This window comes from Brenneria tiliae, from assembly GCF_023347575.1.
Taxonomy (GTDB): Bacteria; Pseudomonadota; Gammaproteobacteria; order Enterobacterales; family Enterobacteriaceae; genus Brenneria; species Brenneria corticis.
In genome coordinates this window covers 181,087-205,951 of the sequence record NZ_JAKPCB010000097.1, presented here as the reverse complement: position 1 = coordinate 205,951, position 24,865 = coordinate 181,087, and the positions used below count along the sequence as shown (strand labels likewise).

The following is a 24,865-nucleotide window of genomic DNA, read 5'->3' as shown; positions in this document are numbered from 1 at the left end:
ATGAAATTAACGGTATTGGGCGGGGGCGGCGTACGCTCCCCTTTCCTGGCAAAATCCATTGCTTATCATGCGCATCGCATTGGAGTCAGCGACGTCGTATTTATGGATACGGACGAAACCAAACTGGCGATTTACGGCGAGATTGCCCGCGAGGTGTTTCAGCGTATCCGTCCCGATGTCCGCTTTAGCCTGAGTAGCGACGCGCGCGCGGCGCTGACGGGAGCGAACTCGATTATCACCACGCTGCGCGTCGGCGGCGAGCAAGGGCGCGTGCTCGATGAACGCATCGCGCTCGACCATCAGGTATTGGGACAGGAAACCACCGGCGCCGGCGGTTTCGCCATGGCGTTGCGCTCCATCCCGGTGATTGTCGATTACTGCCGGCTGATTGAAGAGGTGGCGGCGCCGGATGCGGTCTTGTTCAACTTCACCAACCCGTCCGGCATGGTGACCGAGGCGATTTTGAAATCCGGTTTTCAGCGCCGGGTGTACGGCATTTGCGATGCCCCCAGCGAACTGATCGGCGAGTTGGCCGTTTTGCTGGGGTGTGAAGCGAAGGATCTCAAGGTGGATTGCTACGGCCTGAATCACCTTTCCTGGTTCCATAACGTGCGGCTGCGCGGCGCGGACGTGACCGCGCGCCTGCTGGCGGACCCGCGTCTTTATCGCGAAAGCGGCATGAAATATTTCTCTCCGGAGCTGGTGGCGCTGAATCATAACCAACTGCTGAATGAGTATCTGTATTACTATTATTACCGCGAAGAGGCGCTGGAGGCGATTCTCGCGGCCGGAGAGACGCGCGGCGAGCAAATCGCCGTCATCAATCAGGCGATGCTGCGCGAACTGTCGGCGTTGGATATCACCGCCAACCCGGAACGCGCTTTCGATGTCTGGTTGTCGCACTATCTGGTTCGTGAAAACAGCTATATGCAGCGCGAGTCGAATCAGGGCAAGGCGCACGTGCGGCAGCCGATAACATTACGACAATTCATTGAACAGCCGGACAGCGGCGGCTATGCCGGGGTCGCCATCGATATTCTGGAAGCGGTCGGCAGCGGGCAAAACAAACGGGTGGTGGTTTCCCAGGCCAATCGCGGCGCGCTTGATTTTCTTCATGACGACGATGTGATCGAAATCAGCTGTGAACTGGGGCGTGACGGCCTGCAAGCGATTGAGGTCGGCGAGGTGCCGGAAACCCAGCGCAATCTGATCGGCAAAGTTAAAGAGTATGAACGGCTGGCGGTGGAGGCGATACTAACGCGCGACCGGCATCTGGCGGTAAAGGCGCTGATGGTGCATCCGCTGGTCAACTCCTATTCGCTGGCGCGCAAGCTGGTGGCGGCGTATCTGAAAGCGCACCGGGATTATTGCGCCGGCTGGTGATCGCCGGCGTCCGGGTCGCCCTGATTCAGCCAGGCGCCGATGATCCGCTCGAAGCCGAGCAGGCAATAGCCGAAAAAGGGGTTGGCGTAGTAAATATCGTCGTCGTATTTTTGGTGATCGTCAAAAATAAACGCCCGTTGCGCCGCCGCGGCCAGCGGGCTGGCGCCGTCGCCGGTGAAGCAGATCAGCGGCAGGTCGATTTTCCGTGTTGCTTCCAGCCATGCCAACGCTGAATGGCTGCGGCCGGATTTGGAAATCACCCACGCACAGTCGAATTGCAGCCGGCCTTTCTCTCCCAGAATATCCAGGTCTGGCCATAGCGCCAGATAGCTGTTGATGCCCACCGTCAGGCATTTGTTGTAGAAATACTGCGCCACCAGCTGCGAGAAACCGCTGCCGTGGATCAGCAGACGCTGATGGCGCAGCCCGTCCAGAAACGCCGCCATGCCGTCCTCCGGCCGGGTGGTCATAAAGCGGCTGTGATAGAGCCCGGCGGCGACCGCCGGGTGGTCGGCGGTGCTTTTGATCAGGTTGAATTTGATGAAATAGACCAGTTCCAGCCAGCCGCGAAAGCCGAGCTTTTTCGCCAGCCTGACCAGCGTGGAGGGCGAACTGTAACAGGCTGCGGAAACCGCGCGTACGCCGTTTTCAATACAGCGTTGCGGATGCGTGTAGATATAACCGAGCACGGTCAGTTCGGTTTTCGATAATGACGCCTGCGGAAATACCGATTGAAAATTGATCATCATCTTAAAATCCGGCGACGGAAAAAGATGAGTATACCGCATGTGCTATAACTGAGGCTGACATTAGACGATGAGCGCCGTCCTGTGCGGAGGCGTCAGGCATTTCAGGCGGGATGGTTAAGGAGGAATAATGCATCAAGGCCATTGTTTATGCGGCGGAGTGACAATCTCTACCGCGCATCCGGTAACCGAGGTGACGGCCTGTCACTGCGGCATGTGCCAGAAATGGGGCGGCGGGCCTTTTATGTCCGTTGATTGCAAAGATGATATCAGCATAGAAGGTGAGGAAAATATTACCCTGTATCGCTCTTCCGATTGGACTGAACGGGCATTCTGCAAGGTCTGTGGTTCACACCTGTTTTATAAGCTTCTCTCTCCCGCCACCTATTTTGTCCCCGCGGCTCTGTTTGACGATCAGGGCGGGCAGGAGTTTGTGGCGCAAATATATATCGACAATAAGCCCCCTTACTACTCTTTCTCGCAGTCCACGCCGTTATTAACGGAACAGGACGTGATTGATTCACTGAACGAGCAGAGCCTGTCGTAATAAATCCGACCGCGCGAGGAGTGGGAAACGCTGGAATGAAAGGAGAACAGCCGGACTGGCGACGCCCGGCTGTGGGTAAAGTATATAGTTTTAACTGAATACCATACCGCCGTCGATCAGCAAGGACTGCCCCGTCATATAGTCGGAATCAGGGCTGGCCAGATAGGCGACGCAGGCGGCAACGTCTTCCGGTTCGGAAAGGCGTCCCAGGGTGATGCGTTTGGCAAATTCGGCGGTGCCGTAGCCCGCGGGTTTTCCCGCTGATTCGGAGATTTTGCGGTCGATCTCTTCCCACATCGGCGTTTTTACAATTCCCGGACAGAAGCCGTTCACGGTAATGCCCAGCGGCGCCAGATCGCGCGCGGCGGTTTGCGTCAGACCGCGCACGGCAAATTTGCTGGAGCTGTATACCGCCAGTTCCGGGTTGCCAACGTGACCCGCCTGAGAACAGGCGTTAATGATTTTGCCGCCGTGGCCGAGGGATTTAAACGCCTTGACCGCAGCCTGGATACCCCAGATAACCCCTTTGACATTGATGTTATACACCCGGTCGACGATTTCCGGGGTAATGTCTTCAATAAGCGTGGAGGGCGCAATCCCGGCGTTGTTAACGATGACGTTGAAGTCGCCGAATTTTTGCTGGGTCTCTGCGACAGCGGCGAAAACCGCGTCCCGATCGGCAACGTCAGCCTTAAGGGCGATTGCCTGGCCGCCGGCCTGCTCAATCTCTTGCGCCACGTTATGGGCGGTATCCATGTTGTAGTCAACCACGGCGATGGCAAAGCCGTCTTTCGCCAGTCTAAGCGCAATAGCGCGGCCGATCCCCTGACCTGCGCCAGTAACAAGCGCTACTTTAACCGTCATGTTATCTCCTAGTTTTAAATTTCCATTAATATCAACGTGCAAGCACGTAACAATGGTAGACGCTAAGCGGGATTTTTCCAGGCGGGATGGGGAATTCGCCGAGATTATCGGCGGAGCGCGATGCTGCCCGGACCGAAAATACCGGTCCGGGCAAGGGGAGTCAGACTTCCAGGAAGTCCAAAATGCCTTCTGCCGCTTTGCGCCCTTCGGCAATGGCGGTCACCACCAGATCCGAGCCGCGTACGGCGTCGCCGCCGGCAAAGATTTTCGGGTTGCTGGTCTGGAAAGCGTTATCGCTGTTTTCCGGGGCGATGATGCGGCCCTGGCCGTCCAGTTCGACGTCGTGTTCCGCCAGCCACGTCATCTTGTGGGGACGAAAGCCGAAAGCCATAATTACCGCATCCGCTTCCAGCACGTGCTCCGAACCGGCGACGATTTCAGGGCGGCGGCGCCCGTTGGCATCGGGCGCGCCCAACTCGGTGCGCGCCATTCTGACGCCGCACACTTTGCCGGCCTCGTTAATTTCAATGCTCAGCGGCTGCAGGTTGAATTTGAATTCCACCCCTTCCTCACGCGAGTTTTTCACTTCGCGCTTGGAGCCCGGCATGTTCTCCTCATCGCGGCGATAGGCGCAGATAACGTGCGTCGCGCCCTGGCGAATCGACGTGCGCACGCAGTCCATCGCGGTATCGCCGCCGCCCAGCACCACCACGCGTTTGCCTTGCATGGTGACGTAAGGCTCTGCGGATGAGGCTTCGAAGCCCATCAGCTGCTTGGTGTTGGCGATCAGAAACGGCAGCGCGTCATAGACGCCCGGCGCCTCTTCGTTTTCCAGCCCGCCGCGCATGGATTGATAGGTGCCGACGCCGAGGAACACCGAATCGAACTCGTCCAGCAGATCTTTCATCTGCACGTCTTTACCCACTTCGGTGTTCAGGCGGAATTCGATGCCCATGCCGCTGAAGATTTCACGGCGCTTGATCATCACTTCTTTTTCCAGCTTGAACGCCGGGATGCCGAAGGTCAGCAGGCCGCCGATCTCGGGATGGCGATCGAACACCACCGCCTGTACGCCGTTGCGCGCCAGTACGTCGGCACAGGCCAGGCCGGCGGGGCCGGCGCCGATAATCGCCACGCGTTTACCGGTGGATTGAACGCCGGACATATCCGGCTTCCAGCCCATTTCCAGCGCCTTATCGTTGATATAGCGTTCGATATTGCCGATGGTGACCGCGCCGAATTCGTCATTCAGCGTACAGGAGCCTTCGCACAGGCGATCCTGCGGGCACACCCGGCCGCAGACTTCCGGCAGGCTGTTGGTCTGGTGCGATAGCTCGGCCGCTTCGATAATCCGGCCTTCATTCGCCAGCTTCAGCCAGTTGGGAATATAGTTATGAACCGGGCATTTCCATTCGCAGTAAGGGTTGCCGCAGGACAGGCAGCGATCGGCCTGCGCTTTGGACTGGCTCTCCGAGAACGGCTCGTAAATTTCAACAAATTCAATTTTACGAATTTTCAGCGGTTTTTTGGGCGGATCAACGCGCTGTAAATCGATAAATTGATAAACATTCTGACTCATGATGACCTCTTACTGCGCCTGAACCCGCAGCTCGGCTGCGGAACGGCTACGGTGACCCAACAATGCCTTCACATCACTTGACTTCGGTTTCACCAGAGCAAATTTGGATGCCCATGCCGGCCAGTTAGCGAGGATCTCTTCTGCGCGTTGCGAACCGGTATGCTGCACATGCTCGGTAATCAGGCCGCGCAAATGTTCTTCATGAATAGCCAGTTGTTCTACATCCAGCACTTCCACCAGTTCCGGGTTGACGCGTTTGCGGAATTCGCCGTCCTCGTCAAGAACGTAGGCGAACCCGCCGGTCATGCCCGCGCCAAAGTTGACGCCGGTACGGCCCAGTACGCAGACGATGCCGCCGGTCATGTATTCGCAGCCGTTGTCGCCGATGCCTTCCACCACGGTGATGGCGCCGGAGTTGCGTACCGCGAAACGTTCGCCCGCCCGACCTGCCGCAAACAGCTTGCCGCCGGTGGCGCCATACAGGCAGGTATTGCCGATGATGCTGGCTTCATGGCTGCGGAACGCCGAGCCCACCGGCGGACGCACGGCAATGCTGCCGCCCGCCATCCCTTTGCCGACGTAGTCGTTGGCGTCGCCGGTCAGCGTCAGTTCGACGCCGCCGGCGTTCCACACGCCGAAGCTCTGCCCGGCGGTGCCGGAGAAGTAGGCTTTGATCGGATCGCTCGCCAGCCCCTGATCGCCATGCTGCGCGGCAATCGCGCCGGACAGGGTGGCGCCGACGGAACGGTCGGTGTTGCGGATATCAAAGTAGAGCGCCTTGCTTTGCCGCGCTTCCACGTATGGCTGCGCCTGCGCCAACAGCTCCTTGTTCAGCAGCCCCTTGTCGAACGACGGGTTGCTTTCGGTGCAGTACGGCGTCTTGCCCGGCTGCGGCGTCGCGGTTTGCAGCAGCGGCGACAGATCCAGCTTGTTTTGCTTGGCGGTGAAGCCATCCAGCTCCAGCAGCAGATCGGTGCGGCCGATCAAATCCACCAGGCGGCTTACGCCCAGTTCCGCCATCAGCGTACGGGTTTCGTGCGCGATAAAGTGGAAGTAGTTGGCGACCAGCTCCGGCAGGCCGTGATAGTGGTCGCGCCGCAGTTTTTCGTCCTGGGTGGCGACGCCGGTGGCGCAGTTGTTCAGGTGGCAGATACGCAGGTATTTGCAGCCCAGCGCCACCATCGGTCCGGTGCCGAAGCCGAAGCTTTCCGCGCCCAGTATCGCCGCCTTGATGATATCCAGCCCGGTTTTCAGGCCGCCATCCACCTGCAGGCGGATTTTGTGGCGCAGGCCGTTGGCCACCAGCGCCTGCTGGGTTTCCACCAGGCCCAGCTCCCACGGACAGCCGGCGTATTTCACCGAGGTCAGCGGACTGGCGCCGGTGCCGCCGTCGTAACCGGCGATGGTGATCAGGTCGGCATAGGCTTTCGCCACGCCGGTGGCGATGGTGCCGACGCCCGGCTCGGAAACCAGCTTGACCGAAATCATGGCTTTCGGGTTGATCTGTTTCAGATCGAAAATCAGCTGCGCCAGGTCTTCGATTGAATAAATATCATGATGCGGCGGCGGTGAAATCAAGGTCACGCCCGGCACCGAGTAGCGCAGTCTGGCGATGTACGGCGTAACCTTATCGCCGGGCAACTGGCCGCCTTCGCCGGGCTTGGCGCCCTGCGCCACTTTAATCTGAATCACGTCGGCGTTGACCAGATAGGCCGGGGTGACGCCGAAACGGCCGGACGCCACCTGCTTGATACGGGAAACCTTGTTGGTGCCGTAGCGCGCCGGATCTTCCCCGCCTTCGCCGGAGTTGGAGAAACCGCCCAGGCCGTTCATGGCCTCGGCCAGCGACTCGTGGGCTTCGGGGCTCAGGGCGCCGATGGACATCGCCGCGGTATCAAAGCGCTTGTACATTTCCGTCGCCGGCTCCACCTCGTCGATAGAGATGGCGGCGCCCGCCTGCGGCTTCAGCGCCAGCAGGTCGCGCAGGGTGGCGGGCTGACGTTGGTTGACCAGGCGGGAATAGTGCTCGTAATCGGCGTAGTCGCCGCTTTTCACCGCCTTCTGCAGCGTGGTGACCACGTCCGGGTTGTAGGCGTGGTATTCGCCGCCGTGGACGAATTTCAGCAGGCCGCCCTGATCCAGCGTCTTACGTTTCAGCCAGGCGCGTTTGGACAGGTTCAGCAGATCCTGCTCGAAATCGCTGAAGTTGGCGCCGCCGATGCGGCTGACCACGCCCTGAAAGCAGAGGGACGAGACGTCCTGATGCAGACCGACGGCTTCGAACAGTTTGGCGCAGCGGTAGGAGGCGACGGTGGATATGCCCATCTTGGACATGATCTTGTACAGCCCTTTGTTGATGCCGTTGCGATAGTTGAGCATCACCGCGCGATGCGCTTTTTCAATGGTGTGGTTATCGACCATCTTCGCCAGCGTTTCGTAGGCGAGGTAAGGGTAAATCGCCGTGGCGCCGAAGCCGAGCAGCACCGCGAAATGGTGAGGATCGCGCGCGCTGGCGGTTTCAACAATGATGTTGGCGTCGCAGCGCAGGCTTTTCTCCACCAGACGGCGCTGAATGGCGCCGACGGCCATCGGCGCCGGCACCGGCAGGCGCTGCGCGGAGATGCCGCGGTCGGAAAGCACCAGCAGCACCGCGCCGTCGCGCACCTTGTGCTCCGCCTCGTCGCACAGCTTTTCAACGCTCTGTTGCAGCGTTTGCCGTTGCGGTTCGAACGTCAGGTCCAGCGTATCCGCGCGGTAGTGTTGCTGATCCTGCGAGATCAGCTGGGTGAAATCGGAGTAAAGCAGGATCGGCGATTTAAAGCTCAGACGGTGAGCCTGGCCTTCCGCTTCGCAGAAGACGTTCATTTCGCGGCCGATACAGGTGGCCAGCGACATCACGTGCGCTTCGCGCAGCGGATCGATGGGCGGGTTGGTCACCTGGGCGAACTGCTGGCGGAAATAGTCATAAATAATGCGCGGACGGCTGGAAAGCACGGCGAACGGCGTGTCGTCGCCCATCGAGCCGGTGGCCTCCTGACCGTTCTCGCCCAGCACGCGCAGGATCTGATCCAGCTCTTCGGCGCTGTAGCCGAACTGTTTCTGATAGGTTTCCAGCAGGGTATCGTCAAATTCGCGGCTGCCGACCTGGTCGTCCGGCAGGTCTTCAAACGGCACCAGGCGCAGGACGTTTTTCTCCATCCACTCTTTATACGGGTGACGGCTTTTAAGGTCGTCATCGGTTTCGGCCGAATGCAGAATGCGCCCGTGGCGGGTATCGATAACCATCAGCTCGCCCGGTCCGACGCGGCCTTTTTCCACCACCTCATCCGGCTGATAATCCCAGATGCCCACTTCGGAGGCGCAGGTGATCAGTTTGTCTTTGGTGATGACGTAGCGCGCCGGACGCAGGCCGTTGCGGTCCAGGTTACAGGCGGCGTAGCGCCCGTCGGACATCACGATGCCCGCCGGGCCGTCCCACGGCTCCATATGCATGGAGTTAAAGTCGAAGAAGGCGCGCAGCTCCGGATCCATATCCGGGTTGTTCTGCCAGGCCGGCGGCACCAGCAGACGCATGGCGCGGATGATGTCCATCCCGCCGCTGAGAAACAGTTCCAGCATGTTATCCAGCGAGCTGGAGTCGGAGCCGGTTTCGTTGACGAACGGCGCGGCGTCCTGCAGGTCGGGGATCAGCGGGGTTTTGAATTTATAAGCACGGGCGCGCGCCCATTGGCGGTTGCCGGCGATGGTGTTGATCTCGCCGTTGTGCGCCAGATAGCGGAACGGCTGCGCCAGCGGCCAGCGCGGCACGGTGTTGGTGGAGAAACGCTGGTGAAACAGGCAGATTGCCGATTCCAGGCGCAGATCCGCCAGATCGAGATAGAAGCGCGGCAGATCCGCCGGCATGCACAGGCCTTTATAGATCGTCACCAGGTTGGAGAAGCTGCAAACGTAGAATTCTTTATCTTCAATCCGTTTTTCGATGCGGCGACGCGCCATAAACAAACGGCGTTCCATATCGCTCTGCAGCCAGCCGGCCGGGGCGTTGACGAAGATTTGCTCAATGCGCGGCAGCGAGGAAAGGGCGATTTCGCCCAGAACGTCCGGGTTGGTCGGCACTTCGCGCCAGCCAAGCACCGACAGCGTTTCATTTTGCAGTTCTTCTTCCACAATCCGGCGGGCGGCGCGGGCCAGCTCCTCATCCTGATTGAGAAACATCATGCCGACGGAGTAATTTTTGGCTAGGCGCCAGCCGCGCTCTTCCGCCACCAGGCGGAAAAAACGATCGGGTTTTTGCAGCAATAGGCCGCAGCCGTCGCCGGTCTTGCCGTCAGCAAGGATCGCGCCACGGTGCTGCATGCGGGCCAGTGCGTGGATTGCGGTACGCACGACCTTGTGGCTCGGCTCGCCTTCTATATGGGCGATTAGGCCAAAACCACAGTTGTCTCTCTCTTGGGATGCATCGTACAACATAATAGTGAACCTCCCCGGGCTCTGTGTGACTCTCACAACCTACTGCGAGAAAGCACCTTGGCGTCGAGCTGCGTGTACCTGCCGCTCTCTTCTTCGGCCTCTCGTGACGGTCTCACAAGTGGTAAATGACTTGTTTGTAGAGGGAGTCTTCATTTACTGCATAAATATGACGAGTCAGGGACTCATCGGGAAAGCTTCCAGCGGATTCCCAAATTAGCGAGAAAGCCTGGTCAGGTCAAATAACAGTGCAAAATGTGCCTATAAGGGATAGTTTTTAGTTATACCTATGAAAGTTAATGATTTTTTTAGCTAAAGTATACTGATTGGCAACTATTGGATGAGGGCATACTGTGAGCTGTATCACTATGCCTATATCACAATATCTCCGCTACATGCTGCAATTTTTCTTATTTTCGGAATCTTGTACTGCTTTGCCCGATTTTTTTGATTTATGCCACTGTTTTTCATTTTCACGTCATCTTTTAATGAAGGTAGGCAGCCGGATAAGAAAAATTAATTATCGAGAATATGCGTTTATTTTCACTAAAAGCGAATAATCATGCATTTTAACTGCCGGACGGGGATTGATCGGCGTCATCGCGGCGCTGGGGCTGACGGAGTAGGCTGCTCTTCCTCAAGAGGGCTAATCAGAATATGCAATTACAAAAATTAATCAATATGTTTGGTGGAAATCTTCAGCGCCGCTACGGAGAAAAGATCCATAAGCTCACGCTGCACGGCGGTTTTAGCTGCCCGAACCGCGACGGAACGCTGGGGCGGGGAGGCTGCACCTTCTGTAATGTCGCCTCGTTTGCCGATGAACAGATGCAGCAGCGCGGCATCGCCCAGCAGCTGGCCGCGCAGGCCGGCAAGGTCAAGCGGGCAAAGCGTTATCTGGCTTATTTTCAGGCTTATACCAGCACCTATGCCGAAGTTCAGGTGCTGGAAAATATGTATCGGGCGGCGCTGACTCAGGCGGATATGGTGGGGCTGTGCGTCGGCACCCGGCCGGATTGCGTGCCGGACGCGGTGCTCGATTTGCTGTCCGGCTACCATGAGCGCGGCTATGAGGTGTGGCTGGAGCTGGGCCTGCAGAGCGCCAGCGACAAAACGCTGCGCCGTATTAATCGCGGGCATGATTTCGCCAGCTATCAGCAGACCGCGCGCCGCGCCCGCCAGCGGGGCCTGAAGGTGTGCTGCCACCTGATCGTCGGTCTGCCGGGCGAGGATGCGCAGCGCTGCTTATCCACGCTCGACCAGGTGGTGGAAACCGGCGTGGAAGGCATCAAGCTGCATCCGCTGCATATCGTGGAGGGCAGTATTATGGCCAAAGCCTGGCGGGCGGGCAGATTACCCGCGCTGGCGCTGGAAGAGTATGTGACGACCGCCGGCGAGATGATCCGCCGTACGCCGCCGGAGATTGTCTATCATCGCATTTCCGCCAGCGCCCGCCGCCCGACGCTGCTGGCGCCGCTGTGGTGTGAAAATCGCTGGACCGGCATGGTCGAGCTGGATCGCTATTTACAGATCCACGGCGTGCAGGGATCGGCGCTGGGCACGCCTTATCTGTACCGCGATATTTAGCGCCGCGCGGTAAAATGCGCCGTTGGCGGACGATGTGGCGAATCTGCCGTAACCGGCACCGCACCGGCGGTCATTTTACGATATGATTCGCTGGTTCGTGACTAAGGAAACCGCTATGAAGCAAATCCGCCTGTTGGCCCAGTACTACGTTGATTTAATGGTAAAACTGGGGCTTGTCCGTTTTTCACTGCTGCTGGCTTCGGTACTGGTGCTGCTGGCGATGGTGGTGCAGATGGCCGTTACCCTGCTGCTCAGCGGGGAAGTGGAGAATATCGATGTCGTCCGCTCGGTCTTTTTCGGGCTGCTGATTACCCCCTGGGCGGTTTATTTCCTCTCCGTCGTGGTGGAACAGCTGGAGGAGTCGCGCCAGCGGCTGGCGAAGCTGGTGGCGAAGCTGGAAGAGATGCGCCACCGGGATCTGGAGCTGAACCAACAGCTACAGGAAAACATCGCCCAGCTTAATCAGGAAATCGCCGATCGCATCAAATCGGAAGAGGCGCGCCTGCAGGTCGTCAGCAAGCTGAAAGAAGAGATGGCCCGCCGCGAGCAGGCGCAGGTGGAGCTGGAACAGCAGTCCGCGCTGTTGCGCTCTTTCCTCGACGCTTCGCCCGACCTGGTCTATTACCGCAATGAAAACAAAGAGTTTTCCGGCTGCAACCGCGCCATGGAGCTGCTGGTGGGCAAAAGCCAGAAACAGCTTATCGGCCTGACGCCGAAGGATGTCTATGCGCCGGACATCGCCGAGAAGGTGATGGAAACGGACGAAAAAGTGTTCCGCCACAACGTGTCGCTGACCTATGAACAGTGGCTGGTGTATCCCGACGGCCGCAAAGCCTGTTTTGAGCTGCGCAAGGTGCCCTTTTACGATCGCATGGGCAAACGCCACGGGCTCATGGGCTTCGGACGCGATATAACGGAGCGTAAGCGTTACCAGGACGCGTTAGAGAGCGCCAGCAGGGAGAAGACCACTTTTATCTCAACCATCAGCCACGAGCTGCGTACGCCGCTTAACGGCATCGTCGGGTTAAGCCGCATCCTGCTGGATACGCAGCTTGATGCGGAACAGCAGAAGTATTTAAAAACCATTCATGTCAGCGCCATCACGCTGGGCAATATTTTCAACGACGTAATTGAAATGGACAAGCAGGAGCGCCGCAAGGTGCAGTTGGATAACCAGCCGATAGATTTCACCGGCTTTCTGGTCGATCTGGAGAATCTGGGCGGATTGCTGGCTCAGCCCAAGGGGCTGAAGCTGATAGTGGAGCCGCACCAGCCGCTGCCGCAGAAAATCATTACCGACGGCACGCGTCTGCGGCAGATCTTGTGGAACCTGCTCAGCAACGCGGTGAAGTTCACCCCGCAGGGAAAAATCGTGGTGCGCGTATGGCATGAACAGGGCGACCGTCTGCGCTTCGAGGTCGAGGATTCCGGCATGGGGATCCCGGCGGATGAATTGGAAAAAATCTTCGCCATGTACTATCAGGTGAAGGACCAGCACGGCGGAAAACCGGCGACCGGAACCGGCATCGGCCTGTCGGTGTCGAAACGCCTGGCCCAGAATATGGGGGGCGACATCCAGGTCGCCAGCGTTCAGGGCAAAGGTTCCTGCTTCACCCTGACGGTCACGGCGCCGGCGGTGGAAGAGGCCGGCGGCAATCAGGATGCGGATGATGAGATGCCGCTGCCGGCGCTGCACGTGCTGCTGGTGGAGGATATTGAGCTGAATGTGGTGGTGGCGCGCTCGGTGCTGGAAAAACTGGGCAGCAGCGTGGAAGTGGCGATGACCGGGCAGGAAGCGCTGGATATGTTCGATCCCGATGAGTTCGACCTGGCGCTGCTGGATATTCAACTGCCGGATATGACCGGGCTGGACGTGGCGCGCCAGATACGCCAGCGCTACGCCGACCGCAGCCTGCCGCCGCTGGTGGCGTTAACCGCCAACGTGCTGAAAGATAAAAAAGAGTATCGGGACGCCGGTATGGACGACGTACTGAGTAAACCGCTGTCGGTGCCGGCGCTGACCTTGGTTATCAAACAATATTGGGATCATCACACCGCGCGTGGCGACGATCCGCTGACTGAAAAAGGTGGCGAAATGGTTAACGAGGACCTGCTGGACATTGCGATGCTGGAACAGTACCTGGATTTGGTCGGGCCCAAACTGATTCACCAAAGCCTGGATATGTTCGAAAAAATGATGCCGGGCTATCTGGCTATTCTTGATTCCAACATGACGGCGCGCGATCAGAAAGGCATTACCGAAGAGGGGCACAAGATTAAGGGGGCGGCGGGATCGGTGGGGCTGCGTCATCTGCAACAGGTTGCCCAGCAGATACAGACGCCGACATTGCCGGCCTGGTGGGACAACGTCCAGGAATGGATCGACGAACTTAAACACGACTGGCGTCACGATGTTCAGGTGCTGCGGGATTGGGTGGCCGAGGCGGAAAAAAAATGACCCCGACCGAGGCCGGGGTGCGCGAATTATGCGCCAACACCAGGGAAAACGGGCACCTGCATCTTAGATATCAGGGTTCGTGAGCTCGCAAGTGCGGATATTCTTACCTTATCAATCTTACATCTTCATCAAGCAACAAAATAGCAAAAGCGGAAACGTATGTTACAAGAATCATTAAAATGTGTGATGTAGATTAGTGTTTGTCAATTAAAAAATCAATTAGTTGATGTAATGAAATGGGGGAAAAGACGATGAAAAGAGTCGGCGTTGTGCTGAGCGGGTGCGGTGTTTATGACGGTTCGGAGATTCATGAGGCCGTGCTGACGCTGCTGGCGTTGGACAGGGCGGGAGCGCAAGCGGTTTGCTTTGCGCCGGATAAACCGCAATTCCACGTGATCAATCATCTGACAGGTGACGTAACCAATGAGAATCGCAACGTTTTAGCTGAATCGGCGCGCATCGCCCGAGGAAAAATCCAGCCGCTTTCGGAGGCGGATGCGCAGCAGCTGGATGCGTTGATCGTGCCCGGTGGTTTTGGCTCGGCTAAAAATTTAAGCGACCTCGCCACCCAGGGTTCGGCATGCCGGATTGATGAAAATCTGAAATTACTCACACAGACAATTTATAAGCAAAACAAACCAATTGGCTTTATTTGCATCAGCCCCGCACTGCTGCCTAAGCTGTTGGGAGAAGCGGTCAGAATTACCATCGGTAATGATATTGATGTTGCTGAAACTATTGAAGAAATGGGGGGGATTCACGTGGTTTGCCCGGTCGATGATATCGTGGTGGACGCCGAGCACAAAATTATCACCACGCCCGCCTACATGCTGGCCGGCTCAATCAGCGAAGCGGCAAAGGGGATTGATAAGCTGGTGGGCCGCGTGCTGGATTTTATTGAATGAGCTCGAACCGACGCCGTAGGGGGCCGCTGAGCGGTATTAAACGCCTGGTCGTACGCGCCCTGCTGGCCGTGACGGGTTGCTGGCTGGCGGGGATCGTACTGTTTTCTTTTCTGCCGGTTCCGTTTTCCGCGGTGATGGCGGAGCGTCAGATCAGCGCCTGGCTGAGCGGTGATTTTTCCTACGTGGCGCATTCGGACTGGGTCGCCATGGATGAGATTGCCCCGGTGATGGCGCTGGCGGTGATCGCCGCCGAAGATCAGCGCTTCCCTCAGCACTGGGGGCTTGATCTTGAGGCCATCAGCTCGGCGCTGAAACATAACGAGCGTAATACGCAGCGGATCCGCGGGGCCTCCACGCTCTCGCAGCAGACGGTGAAAAATCTGTTTCTGTGGGACGGCCGCAGCTGGCTGCGCAAAGCGCTCGAAGCCGGGATTACCACCGGGGTTGAACTGGTGTGGAGCAAGCGGCGGATCCTGACGGTCTATCTCAATATTGCCGAGTTCGGCCCCGGTATTTTTGGAGTGGAAGCCGCCGCGAGGCGTTATTTCAACAAGCCCGCCGGCAGGCTGACGGCCAGCGAAGCGGCTTTGCTGGCGGCGGTGTTGCCCAATCCCATTCGTTTTCGCGTGAACGCGCCGTCCGGGTACGTGGTGCAGCGTCAGCAGTGGATTTTACGCCAGATGCGTCAGATCGGCGGCGAAGCGTTTTTGCGCGCCAACGGATTACGCTGAGCAGGTTCCCGGCGCGGAGGAGAAAACATGCGGTTGAGCTATTTGCCAGTGTTTGCCCTGCTATGGTGGGCAAGCGCGCCAACAATCAGCGCGGCTGATGAAACCGATCCGCCCTATGCCTTTTTACAGCCCTCCCGGCTGGCGTCGGTAAAGCAACAGCTACGGCAAAATACCGAGCGGCCGCAAACGCGTCTGGCGTACGACCAACTGCTCGCCGAGGCCGATCGGGCGCTCGATGCGCCTAATCCCAGCGTCACCCGGAAAACGGCGACGCCGCCCAGCGGTTCCAGACATGATTATCTGAGCCTGGGCGCCTACTGGTGGCCCGATCCGCACCAAGCCGACGGGTTCCCCTGGGTGCGGCGCGACGGGCAGGTAAACCCGGCCAGCAAGGATGAGAGCACGGACGGTGTGCGGCTGGCGACATTCACCTCTCGGGTTCAGGCCCTGACGCTGGCATGGTATTTTTCCGGCAGACAGCAATATGCGGATAAAGCGATCGCGATGATCCGCACCTGGTTTATCGATCCCGCCACCCGTATGAATCCCAATCTGAATTATGCGCAAGGCATTCCGGGAATAGCGACGGGGCGGGGCGCCGGCGTACTGGACGGCCGCTATTTTTCCACCCGTATCGTTGATTCGCTGATTATGCTGCGCAAGGCGCCCGGCTGGACCACGCGGGATGAGCAGCATATGCGGCGATGGATGAGTGAATATTTACACTGGCTGCAGACCAGTCAGCCGGGCAGAAAAGAAGCCGCGGCAAAAAATAACCACGGCAGCTGGTATGCCGTACAGACGGCCGGCATCGCCTGGTATGTGGGGGAAACGGAGGTGGTGAAATCCATGGCGGCGCTACTGCGGCGTAAGCTGGATCATCAGCTGATGCCTGACGGCTCGCAGCCGGAGGAGCTGGCGCGGACCCGCTCTTTTCACTACAGCTACTTCAATCTTCAGGCGATAACGGATATGGCGGTGCTGGCCGCCCGGGTCGGCGAAAATCTGTGGCAATATCAAACGCCGCAGGGGAGCAGTCTGCCTCAAGCGCTGGATTTTATGGCGCCTTATCTTGATGAGCATAAGGCTTGGCCGCATAAGACGCTGGACAGGCGGAGCAGCCGCCTGATACCGCTGATGCTGCAGGCGGATCAAGCCTTGAAGACGCCGCGCTATCGCGCCCGGATCGAGCAAGCGGGGTTCTCCGCCCTGTTGTCCGGTGAAGAGGAGGTCGGTCGGGGGAAAGCGCGTCCCGTTGTCGGCATGGAGACCCGGCGAGCGCTCTGGCTGCTATCGTCCGCCGCGGGAGAGTGAAAACCGCTGATGTTTCCATCAGCGGTCGGATCTTATTGCAGATAAGTAAAGGCGGTGGTGACGTGTTTCACGCCGCTGACCTTGCTGGCGATCTCCGCCGCCGACGCGCCTTCGCGTTGGGTAACCAGGCCGAGCAGGAACACTTCGCCATTTTCGGTGGTGACTTTCACGTTGGAAGATTTAACCGTGTCGCTCGCCAGGATCTGCGAACGCACTTTGGTGGTGATCCAGGTATCCCTTGACGCGGTGCCCAGCGAGACCGGGGTGCCCTGGCGTATTTCATTATAAACTTCGGCCGCGCCTTCCACGCCAAGCGCGATCTGTTTCGCACGGTCGGCGAGTTCCGAGTTGGGAGATTGCCCGGTCAGCAGCACTTTCCCCTGATAAGCGGTGGCGATAATGCGCGCGTCTTTCTTCAGTTGCGCATCTTTGCTCAGCGCATTGGTTACGCGGATTTCCAGCGTACCGTCGTCGACCTGCGTCCCCACCGTACGGGGATCGGTGGCGCTTTTGGTGGCGACCGCGGCGCTGCCGACAACTACCGCGCCGACACAGCCTTGTAATAAAAGGGCGATAGACAGCACGGCAAATGCAGAACTTATCCTCATGTAGTGCTCCTTAATCGTTCTGGTGTGGAAAAAGTGTGTTATCAATTAAATCGCACAGGCAGTTAACCGTTAGCATGTGCATTTCCTGAATACGGGCGCTGCGGTGTGAAGGAATGCGGATCTCCACATCCTGCGGCCCGAGCAGCCCGGCCAGCTCGCCGCCGTCGTAGCCGGTCAGCGCTACAATGGTCATATCTCTGGTTACCGCCGCTTCCACCGCTTTTACTATGTCACGGCTATTTCCGCGCGTTGATATCGCCAGCAATACGTCGCCGGTTTGTCCCAGCGCCCGCACCTGTTTGGCGTAGATTTCCTCATGCAGCCGATCGTTGGCGATCGCAGTTAAGACCACGTTATCGGCATTAAGTGCGATGGCCGGCAGGCTGGGGCGTTCGGCCTCGAAGCGATTAATCATGCTGGCGGCAAAATGCTGGGAATTGGCGGCTGAGGTTCCGTTGCCGCAACACAGAATTTTATTGCCGTTCAGCAGGCTCTGCACCAGCGCCACCGCGCCGCGGGAGATGGCATCAGGTAAGGCTTCCGCAGCAGCGATCTGCGTTTGAATACTCTCGGTAAAACAAACTTTTATTCTATCCAGCACGTTGAATTAACCTACTTTAATTAGCGTCCATTAATAAACAACCCAGGCAGCCGGTCGATAGCCTGCTCCTGCAATATTCGCGGTCTGTCGCCGCGATCGCGCGGCGTCGGCTCCGCAATGTATCATCCCTGCGCGTTAAAGGCGTTGGGTATCCAGGTAAACCGATCGCCGGTGATGGCGAGCACGTCGAAACGGCAGTCCACCGTATCAAAGCTCGCTCCCCGCTGCGCCAGCCAGACGGCGGCGGCATGGAGCAGGCGCCGCTGTTTCTGCCGGGTCACGCTGGCCGCCGCGCCGCCGAAGTCGGCATTGCGCCGGTAGCGCACTTCCACAAATACCCAGGTTTGCCTATCGCGCATGATCAAATCCAGCTCGCCGCCGCGCAACGTTACATTGGCGGCGGCGAAGGTCAGGCCGGCGCCTTCAAGGTAGCGCCGGGCCTGCCGTTCATAATCCGCGCCCGTCGCGCGCCGGTTCAGGATGCCGGCACCAACTGTCCCTGACGATATTGCAGCCAGGTCATTTGCCGGTTAATCACGCAGTCGGACGTCGAGCTCAGCACGCCTGTGGCGCCGGCCACCTGGTGACCGGGGATCTGACGCATTTCGCCAAACCGGCTGGATAGGGTCCAGGCGTCCATTCCCATGGCGTACAGGCGCACCAGCGAATAGTCATTTTTGAACTGGCTGGTAACCTGCTGCATCAGCGCCGGATTGGCGCCCGCCAACAGCGGGATTTCGCTGAACTGCAACCCTTCCATTTCCAGCCGGAAATCAGGTCCGCTGCCGGCCTGGAAACTGCGCGAACTGGCGTACAGCGCCGGGCGCGAGCGCGATGTGGTGCGCATATCGATCATCGGTTTGATCAATGTCAGCTCATCGGGGGTAGCAATGATATAAACGGCGTCAATATTGCCGCTTACCGATGGGTTCACCGTCGGCTCAATCTGCGCCGGAATGGTCAGGCCGCCCACGGTAACCCCCGACGGCGCCTGCGGCGGCGTTATATTCACCGGCTGACCGCTCAGGCTCAGGCCGGCGCCGCTGTTGATGGCTTGTTTTAGCTCGAAAGCGTTGCCGAAACGCTGTTGCAACGGGCTGCCGCCGCCTTGCTGGCTCCAGGCCTGCGCAAAGGCGTTGACGACGCGATCGCCGAGGGCGCCGCGCGGCACCAGCAGCAAGGGCTGCTGTTTACCCTGCTGATAAATAAACTTCGCGGCATCCCTGGCTTCATCTTCCGGCGCCAGGGCGAAATAGCAGATATTGGGACTGTTCTGCACCTGTTCCGGCTGATTGAGCGCCAGAATATTCAGCGGAGAGTGGCTGGCGGGCAGTTGTTCCACTTCGTTTTTCAATAGCGGTCCGATAACCAGGGACGCGCCGTCCTGCTGCGCCTGGGACAACACATTAGCCAACGGCTGTGATGAGGTGTCATACACTTTTACCGGCAGCGAACTGGGCAGCGGAGGCTGCGCGGCGGCGACGGCATTAACGTCGCTGCTGTATGCCTCGGTCGGCTGGCCGTCCTGACCGCTTTGTTCATCCACCTCATCAGTCGCCGCAACGGCGTTCTGCTCCGGGAACGCGTTCGGTTGGGCGTCGCTTACCGCCGCCGGCGCGGTTTGCGCCAGCGTCGCCAGGCCGCTTTTGGCCGCGTTAAACCCTTGCTGGATAGCATTGGCGAACACCTGCGCCTGACCGTTTAACGGCAGCAGCAGTGCGATGCTGCCGGCCGGCGGCTGCTGGAAATCAACCACCTGACTTAACTGCGTCGGCAGCGTTTTGGCCGCCGGATGGCGCGGATAGCGGGTTTGCCAGTCCTGAAGCGCCGCTTTTAGCTGATCGGTCGACTGGCGGTTGTTCTGATAGGTATTAAGCAGATCGATCCAGCCCTGCAGAATATTTTCATCGGCGTTGATCAGTAATGAACCCGACTCCTGCGGCGTCATCTGCACCAGCGCCAGCCAGGTCTGATCGAGATTGGTCTGATGGGCGTCGCCCTGCAGCAGCGGTTCCTGAGCGATATAGGCGCGCAGCAATGTGATGGACGGACGTCCCTGATTCGCCTTGATTTGCGCCTCATGGTAGCGCAGCTGCTGCTGGGTGGAGAGGGCGCTGACGTCCAGTTGGCTCAAGGCGGCATTCGCGCCGTCCATATTGTTTTGCGCCGCCGACAGCTCCGCGCGCAGCAATTGCTGCTCCTGCCGCTGAGACGCGCTTAATGCGTCCGGTAATGCGCTAAACTGCTGGTCGGCCAGCGGTACTTTGCCTTCGCGCAATAAGGCACGAATAGCAAGTAATTGCCAGTCAGCCTTGTTATTATCGCCGCTCTGCTGCATCTGTTGCAGATAATAATCGGATGAAGCATCGGCCCTGCCTTGGACTTCGGGGGGCGGGCTCTGCGGCGCCTGACCCGGACAGCCTGCAAGAAACAGCGCCGCCAACAGGACGGGAATAATGCGCCCTGCCTGGGTACGGACGAAAAGAAAGGAAAGCATACTGTATCCAATGATTTTTTTTAAAGATGCTCAATATTAAATCGGCAACCCGGATGAAACAATGAATCAAGACCAACAAGCAGATATTTCTGCATCCACCCTTTACATTGTCCCCACGCCGATTGGCAATCTGGGCGATATCACCCAACGCGCGCTCGGCGTGTTGCAGCGTGTCGACCTGATTGCCGCAGAGGATACCCGTCATACCGGCCTGTTGTTACAACATTTTGCCATTAATGCGCGGCTGTTCGCATTACACGATCATAACGAACAGCAAAAAGCGGAGGCGCTATTGGCGAAATTGCAGGCGGGGCAAAGCATTGCGCTGGTGTCCGACGCCGGAACGCCCTTGATTAACGACCCCGGTTATCACCTGGTGCGCCGCTGTCGCGAAGCGGGGATCCGGGTTGTCCCGCTGCCGGGGGCCTGCGCGGCGATTACCGCGCTTTCAGCCGCGGGGCTGCCTTCCGATCGTTTCTGCTATGAAGGCTTTCTGCCGGCGAAAACCAAGGCGCGGACGGATACGCTGCGCGGGCTGCTGGAAGAGCCCAGAACCCTGATTTTTTACGAGTCGACGCACCGCTTATTGGACAGTTTGCAGGACATGAGCGACGTGTTGGGGCCGCAACGCTACGTGGTGCTGGCGCGCGAAATCACTAAAACCTGGGAATCCATTCACGGCGCGCCGGTGGGAGAACTGCTGGCCTGGGTGAAAGAGGATGAACATCGCCGCAAGGGCGAGATGGTGCTGATTGTGGAAGGCCATAAAGCGGATAGCGCGGCGCTGCCGGCCGAGGCGTTGCGTACGTTATCCCTGCTGCAACGGGAGCTGCCGTTGAAAAAAGCCGCCGCGTTAGCCGCGGAAATCCACGGCGTAAAGAAGAATGCGCTGTATAAGTACGCTCTCGACCGGCAGCAAGGGTGACACATAAGGTAAAACACTATACAATCCGCGCCGGAGTTGACCAGACAGTCGCCGCTTCGCTGCCGTCCCTTTCGGGGGAGACAGGCGGAGGGGAGGAAAGTCCGGGCTCCATAGGGCAGGGTGCCAGGTAACGCCTGGGAGGCGCAAGCCTACGACAAGTGCAACAGAGAGCAGACCGCCGATGGCCCGCGAAAGCGGGATCAGGTAAGGGTGAAAGGGTGCGGTAAGAGCGCACCGCGCGGCTGGCAACAGTTCGCGGCATGGTAAACTCCACCCGGAGCAAGGCCAAATAGGGGTTCACATGGTACGGCCCGTACTGAACCCGGGTAGGCTGCTTGAGCCAGTGAGTGATTGCTGGCCTAGATGAATGACTGTCCACGACAGAACCCGGCTTAACGGTCAACTCCCTTAATTTTGTAAAACTCCGCTGCGGCGGAGTTGCTACCTGTGCCAACAGGCAATAAAGATGAATGACTGTCCACGACGCTTTTCATGAAAGAAAGCGGCTTAACGGTCGACTCCCTTAATTTTGTAAAACTGCGCTGCGGCGGAGTTGCTACCTGTGCCAACAGGCAATAAAGATGAATGACTGTCCACGACGCTTTTCATGAAAGAAAGCGGCTTAACGGTCAACTCCCTTAATTTGTTATACGGCCAACGAGCGTTTTACTACGCACGCTGGCCGTTTTTTTTATTTGTCGCCATTCTCTTCAAATTTATTGATGCTCTTCATCACGGATATCCGACTTTTTTCGGCGCGCTAAAGGCGTAAAGTAGCCCCATAACGTGCTGCGGCACGACGCTGATAAATCAAGGATATTTTTATGAACCACACTTCCCGGATGCCCGCACTGTTCCTCGGCCATGGTAGCCCGATGAACGTGTTGGAAAATAATCCCTATACCCAGGCATGGCAGGCGTTAGGGGAAACGTTGCCGCGTCCCAAAGCTATCGTGGCGGTTTCCGCCCACTGGTATACCCGCGGCACGGCGGTGACGGCAATGGAAAAACCCCGCACCATCCATGATTTCGGCGGTTTTCCCCAGGCGTTGTTCGATACGCAGTATCCGGCGCCCGGCTCGCCCGAGCTGGCCGAAAAAATTCAACGGCTGCTGGCGCCGATCCCGGTGGCGGCGGACGGCGGCGAATGGGGGCTGGACCACGGCGCCTGGGGCGTGCTGATCAAAATGTATCCGCAGGCGGATATCCCGGTGGTGCAGCTGAGCGTCGACGGCACGCAGCCTGCCGGGTATCACTACCAGCTGGGGCGTAAACTGGCGGCGCTGCGTGACGAGGGCATTATGATCGTCGCCAGCGGCAACGTGGTGCATAACCTGCGGATGGTCAAATGGGACGGGGAAGCGGAGCCCTATCCCTGGGCGGTTTCGTTCAATCAGTTTGTACGAGATAACCTGAGCTATCAGGGAGACAATCATCCGCTGATCAACTTTATGCAGCATGAGGGCGCGGCATTATCCAACCCGACGCCGGATCACTATCTGCCGTTGCTGTACGTGCTGGGAAGCTGGGATGGCAAAGAGGCCGTCGGCATCCCGATCGACGGCATTGCGATGGGGTCGCTGAGTATGCTGTCGGTGCAGGTGGGATAGATATTGTGCTGAGGCACGGCCTGAAAACCGTGCCTTTTACCGTCAATCCACAATCGTATGCGGGTAGAAACGCGACAGATCCTGGGTGATCAACTCGCGGTCTTCACGAACGCCGATGCCGCAGGGCCGATCGTTTACCAGCCAGCTGCCGATCAGCGTATAGCTGCCATTAAACCTGGGCAGGGGGTGATACTGCTGGATGATCTTGCCCTCTTCGCCGTATGGCCCGCCCACCGCGGCGATTTCCCGGCCGTTTTCCACGATTTGAATATTGGCCCCTTCGCGGGAAAACAACGGCTTGATGACGTAATTCTCCAGCGCAGGGTGTTCATCCTCGGTGAAATAGGCGGGGAGCAGGTTCGGGTGGTCGGGGAACATTTCCCACAGCATCGGCAGCAGCGCCTTGTTGGAGATAATGCTTTTCCAGGCGGGCTCCAGCCAGCGCACGCCGGCATCCTCCAGCTTGGTGGAGAATATCTCGCGCAGCATGAATTCCCACGGATAGAGCTTGAACAGGTTACTGATGACCTGATTTTCCAGATCGGTAAACTGGCCTTTTTCGCCGAGGCCGATTTCTTCCATATATAGGAATTCACTCGGCAGACCGGCTTCCAGCGCGCAATCCTGCAGATATTGCACCGTGCCGCGATCTTCTTCCGTATCCTGACAGCAGGCGAAATGCAGCAGGCCGAAGCCGCGGTTTAGTTTAAGATCTTCAAAACGTTCGATCAGCTTTTCCTGAATGCTGTTGTACTGATCGGCGGTTTGCGGCAGCTGCCCGGCCTTGATTTGATCTTCCAGCCACAGCCATTGGAAAAATGCCGCTTCGTAGAGCGATGTCGGCGTATCGGCGTTATTTTCCAGCAGCTTGGCCGGCGTTTGGCCGTCATAAGCCAGATCGAGGCGTGAATAGAGCGACGGCTGGTTGGTGCGCCAGGAGTTTCTGACAAATTCCCAGGTGTGTTTGGGTATGCGGAATTTTGCCAGCAGCGCGTCGCTGTTAACGACCTTTTCCACCACCTGCAAGCACATCTGGTGCAGCTCCGCGGTGGTATCTTCCAGCTCTTCAATCTGGGCGAGGGTAAACTGATAGTACGCCTCTTCACTCCAGTAGGGTTCGCCGTACATGGTGTGAAAACGGAAGCCGAATTCAGTGGCTTTCTCACGCCAGTCGGGGCGTTCCTTGATTTCAATCCGCTTCATTAAATAGGTCCTCAGCCACCCATACTACGGGAAGTGCTGGAACTGGCGTTGCTGCGCTGCATGCTGGTCTGTTTGGCGACGGTTTCGCCAAATCCGCCGCGGGTAACGGTGGAGGTAGTGGCCGGTTTAGGGGCCAGCGCCGTTTTCGGTACGTTGATGCTGCGGCCGGTTGTCGCGTTGCCGTAATTTTTACCGCTGGCATCGACAAACTTGCCGTTGGCCGGGCTGGTCGGGGATTTCGAGGTAAACAGCGGCTGCTGCGCGAAACCTGAACCGCCCATCATCCGGCCCATCATGTAGCCGGCCATCAGCGGCATCCAGAAGCTGCCGCTCTGCTGGGATTCAGCGGCCGCGCCCGAGCCTACCCCGGCCTGTGCCGGCGCCGGCGCCTGAGTACACTGCGCTTCGCCGAACTCGGCGACGCAGTCTTCGCGGGTGGCGTATTTCGGCGCGGTTTTTTCCGCCTCTTTCAGCGCGTTATTGTATGCCGTGGTGCATTGCGCGCTCATGGACGGATTGGCGGCGGAGCAGTCGTCGGCGTTCTGATACAGCGAAACCGTTTCATCGGCCTGCTCACAGCCGGCCAGTATGAATACCGTACTGACCGCCAGCGCGATAGGCGCCAAACGATAGGTTCGCCACCCTTTGCGGAACGTTTCCTGATTGATATTTTTGGTGCGTTTCATCGTGTTAATCCCAGAGAAAAGACATCATGCCCAATTGTTAACAATTGCGCTTAAGAATAGGGGAAGGCTGCTTGAATTTAAAGCACCAATGGCGGTAACCGAGCCACTCTTTACGTTGCTATACATTCAGTTGTGCGGCGCTTCGCTTTATCTG

General features: G+C 58.3%; 19 protein-coding genes and 1 other RNA gene. 10 read left to right on the top strand and 10 right to left on the bottom strand.

The features are described 5' to 3' along the window. Positions 1 to 1,383, top strand: a complete 1,383-nt coding sequence (locus MFP24_RS12150; protein WP_249230340.1) for a family 4 glycosyl hydrolase — start codon at positions 1 to 3, stop codon at positions 1,381 to 1,383. Here MFP24_RS12150 and MFP24_RS12145 read toward each other — a convergent pair. After that, on the bottom strand, positions 1,365 to 2,126 hold the full coding sequence (locus MFP24_RS12145) for a MurR/RpiR family transcriptional regulator (protein ID WP_249230412.1): 762 nt from the start codon (positions 2,124 to 2,126) through the stop codon (positions 1,365 to 1,367). The genes MFP24_RS12150 and MFP24_RS12145 overlap by 19 nt on opposite strands. 133 nt (positions 2,127 to 2,259) lie before the next feature. Here MFP24_RS12145 and MFP24_RS12140 point away from each other — a divergent pair, with 133 nt between their 5' ends. After that, positions 2,260 to 2,676, top strand: coding sequence for a GFA family protein (locus MFP24_RS12140; RefSeq protein ID WP_249230339.1), 417 nt, complete (start codon positions 2,260 to 2,262; stop codon positions 2,674 to 2,676). 90 nt (positions 2,677 to 2,766) lie between these two features. Here the strand turns inward: MFP24_RS12140 and MFP24_RS12135 are convergent, their stop codons facing one another. The 3 genes from MFP24_RS12135 to gltB all read right to left on the bottom strand — a co-directional run bounded on the left by MFP24_RS12135 (position 2,767) and on the right by gltB (position 9,589). Continuing rightward, entirely contained in the window at positions 2,767 to 3,540 is a 774-nt protein-coding gene (locus MFP24_RS12135) for a (S)-acetoin forming diacetyl reductase (protein ID WP_249230338.1), read from the bottom strand. A 160-nt stretch (positions 3,541 to 3,700) separates the two neighbouring features. Beyond that, positions 3,701 to 5,119, bottom strand: coding sequence for a glutamate synthase small subunit (locus MFP24_RS12130; protein WP_249230337.1), 1,419 nt, complete (start codon positions 5,117 to 5,119; stop codon positions 3,701 to 3,703). Between the two features lie 9 nt (positions 5,120 to 5,128). Continuing rightward, positions 5,129 to 9,589, bottom strand: coding sequence for a glutamate synthase large subunit (gene gltB / locus MFP24_RS12125; RefSeq protein ID WP_249230336.1), 4,461 nt, complete (start codon positions 9,587 to 9,589; stop codon positions 5,129 to 5,131). 654 nt (positions 9,590 to 10,243) lie between these two features. Here gltB and mnmL point away from each other — a divergent pair. From mnmL to MFP24_RS12100, 5 genes are all read left to right on the top strand, one after another. After that, the gene (gene mnmL, locus MFP24_RS12120; protein WP_249230335.1) at positions 10,244 to 11,173 is read left to right on the top strand and encodes a tRNA modification radical SAM protein MnmL/YtqA; all 930 of its coding nucleotides are present in this window, start codon (positions 10,244 to 10,246) and stop codon (positions 11,171 to 11,173) included. A 115-nt stretch (positions 11,174 to 11,288) separates the two neighbouring features. Continuing rightward, positions 11,289 to 13,631: an aerobic respiration two-component sensor histidine kinase ArcB gene (gene arcB, locus MFP24_RS12115; protein ID WP_249230334.1), complete on the top strand. Its 2,343-nt coding sequence runs from the start codon at positions 11,289 to 11,291 to the stop codon at positions 13,629 to 13,631. A 251-nt stretch (positions 13,632 to 13,882) separates the two neighbouring features. Beyond that, positions 13,883 to 14,536: an isoprenoid biosynthesis glyoxalase ElbB gene (gene elbB / locus MFP24_RS12110; protein WP_249230333.1), complete on the top strand. Its 654-nt coding sequence runs from the start codon at positions 13,883 to 13,885 to the stop codon at positions 14,534 to 14,536. Then, complete coding sequence (gene mtgA, locus MFP24_RS12105) at positions 14,533 to 15,267, top strand: monofunctional biosynthetic peptidoglycan transglycosylase (RefSeq protein ID WP_249230332.1); 735 nt, start codon at positions 14,533 to 14,535, stop codon at positions 15,265 to 15,267. Before elbB ends, mtgA begins: the two co-directional genes overlap by 4 nt. Before the next feature lie 27 nt (positions 15,268 to 15,294). Beyond that, a complete protein-coding gene (locus MFP24_RS12100) occupies positions 15,295 to 16,581 on the top strand; it encodes an alginate lyase family protein (RefSeq protein WP_249230331.1) in 1,287 nt (428 codons plus the stop codon). Positions 16,582 to 16,613: 32 nt separating this feature from the next. On the opposite strand, the gene dolP is transcribed toward MFP24_RS12100, so the two are convergent. The 4 genes from dolP to MFP24_RS12080 form a co-directional block, all read right to left on the bottom strand. After that, on the bottom strand, positions 16,614 to 17,189 hold the full coding sequence (dolP, locus tag MFP24_RS12095) for a division/outer membrane stress-associated lipid-binding lipoprotein (protein WP_249230330.1): 576 nt from the start codon (positions 17,187 to 17,189) through the stop codon (positions 16,614 to 16,616). Positions 17,190 to 17,199: 10 nt separating this feature from the next. Then, on the bottom strand, positions 17,200 to 17,790 hold the full coding sequence (gene diaA, locus MFP24_RS12090; RefSeq protein WP_136167529.1) for a DnaA initiator-associating protein DiaA: 591 nt from the start codon (positions 17,788 to 17,790) through the stop codon (positions 17,200 to 17,202). A gap of 122 nt (positions 17,791 to 17,912) precedes the next feature. Further along, positions 17,913 to 18,269, bottom strand: a complete 357-nt coding sequence (locus tag MFP24_RS12085) for a YraN family protein (RefSeq protein WP_249230411.1) — start codon at positions 18,267 to 18,269, stop codon at positions 17,913 to 17,915. Continuing rightward, entirely contained in the window at positions 18,266 to 20,287 is a 2,022-nt protein-coding gene (locus tag MFP24_RS12080; RefSeq protein ID WP_249230329.1) for a penicillin-binding protein activator, read from the bottom strand. Before MFP24_RS12080 ends, MFP24_RS12085 begins: the two co-directional genes overlap by 4 nt. A 61-nt stretch (positions 20,288 to 20,348) precedes the next feature. On the opposite strand from MFP24_RS12080, the gene rsmI reads away from it, so the two are divergent. The 3 genes from rsmI (at position 20,349) to ygiD (ending at position 22,822) form a co-directional block, all read left to right on the top strand. Beyond that, entirely contained in the window at positions 20,349 to 21,212 is an 864-nt protein-coding gene (gene rsmI / locus MFP24_RS12075; RefSeq protein ID WP_249230328.1) for a 16S rRNA (cytidine(1402)-2'-O)-methyltransferase, read from the top strand. Positions 21,213 to 21,244: 32 nt separating this feature from the next. Further along, positions 21,245 to 21,623: RNase P RNA component class A (gene rnpB, locus MFP24_RS12070), an RNA gene on the top strand. Between the two features lie 413 nt (positions 21,624 to 22,036). Continuing rightward, positions 22,037 to 22,822, top strand: coding sequence for a 4,5-DOPA-extradiol-dioxygenase (gene ygiD / locus MFP24_RS12065; RefSeq protein ID WP_249230327.1), 786 nt, complete (start codon positions 22,037 to 22,039; stop codon positions 22,820 to 22,822). Between the two features lie 42 nt (positions 22,823 to 22,864). Here the strand turns inward: ygiD and MFP24_RS12060 are convergent, their stop codons facing one another. After that, a complete protein-coding gene (locus MFP24_RS12060) occupies positions 22,865 to 24,025 on the bottom strand; it encodes a glutathionylspermidine synthase family protein (RefSeq protein ID WP_249230326.1) in 1,161 nt (386 codons plus the stop codon). Positions 24,026 to 24,036: 11 nt separating this feature from the next. Next, a complete protein-coding gene (locus MFP24_RS12055) occupies positions 24,037 to 24,711 on the bottom strand; it encodes a DUF1190 family protein (protein ID WP_249230325.1) in 675 nt (224 codons plus the stop codon). Positions 24,712 to 24,865: the final 154 nt, after the last annotated feature.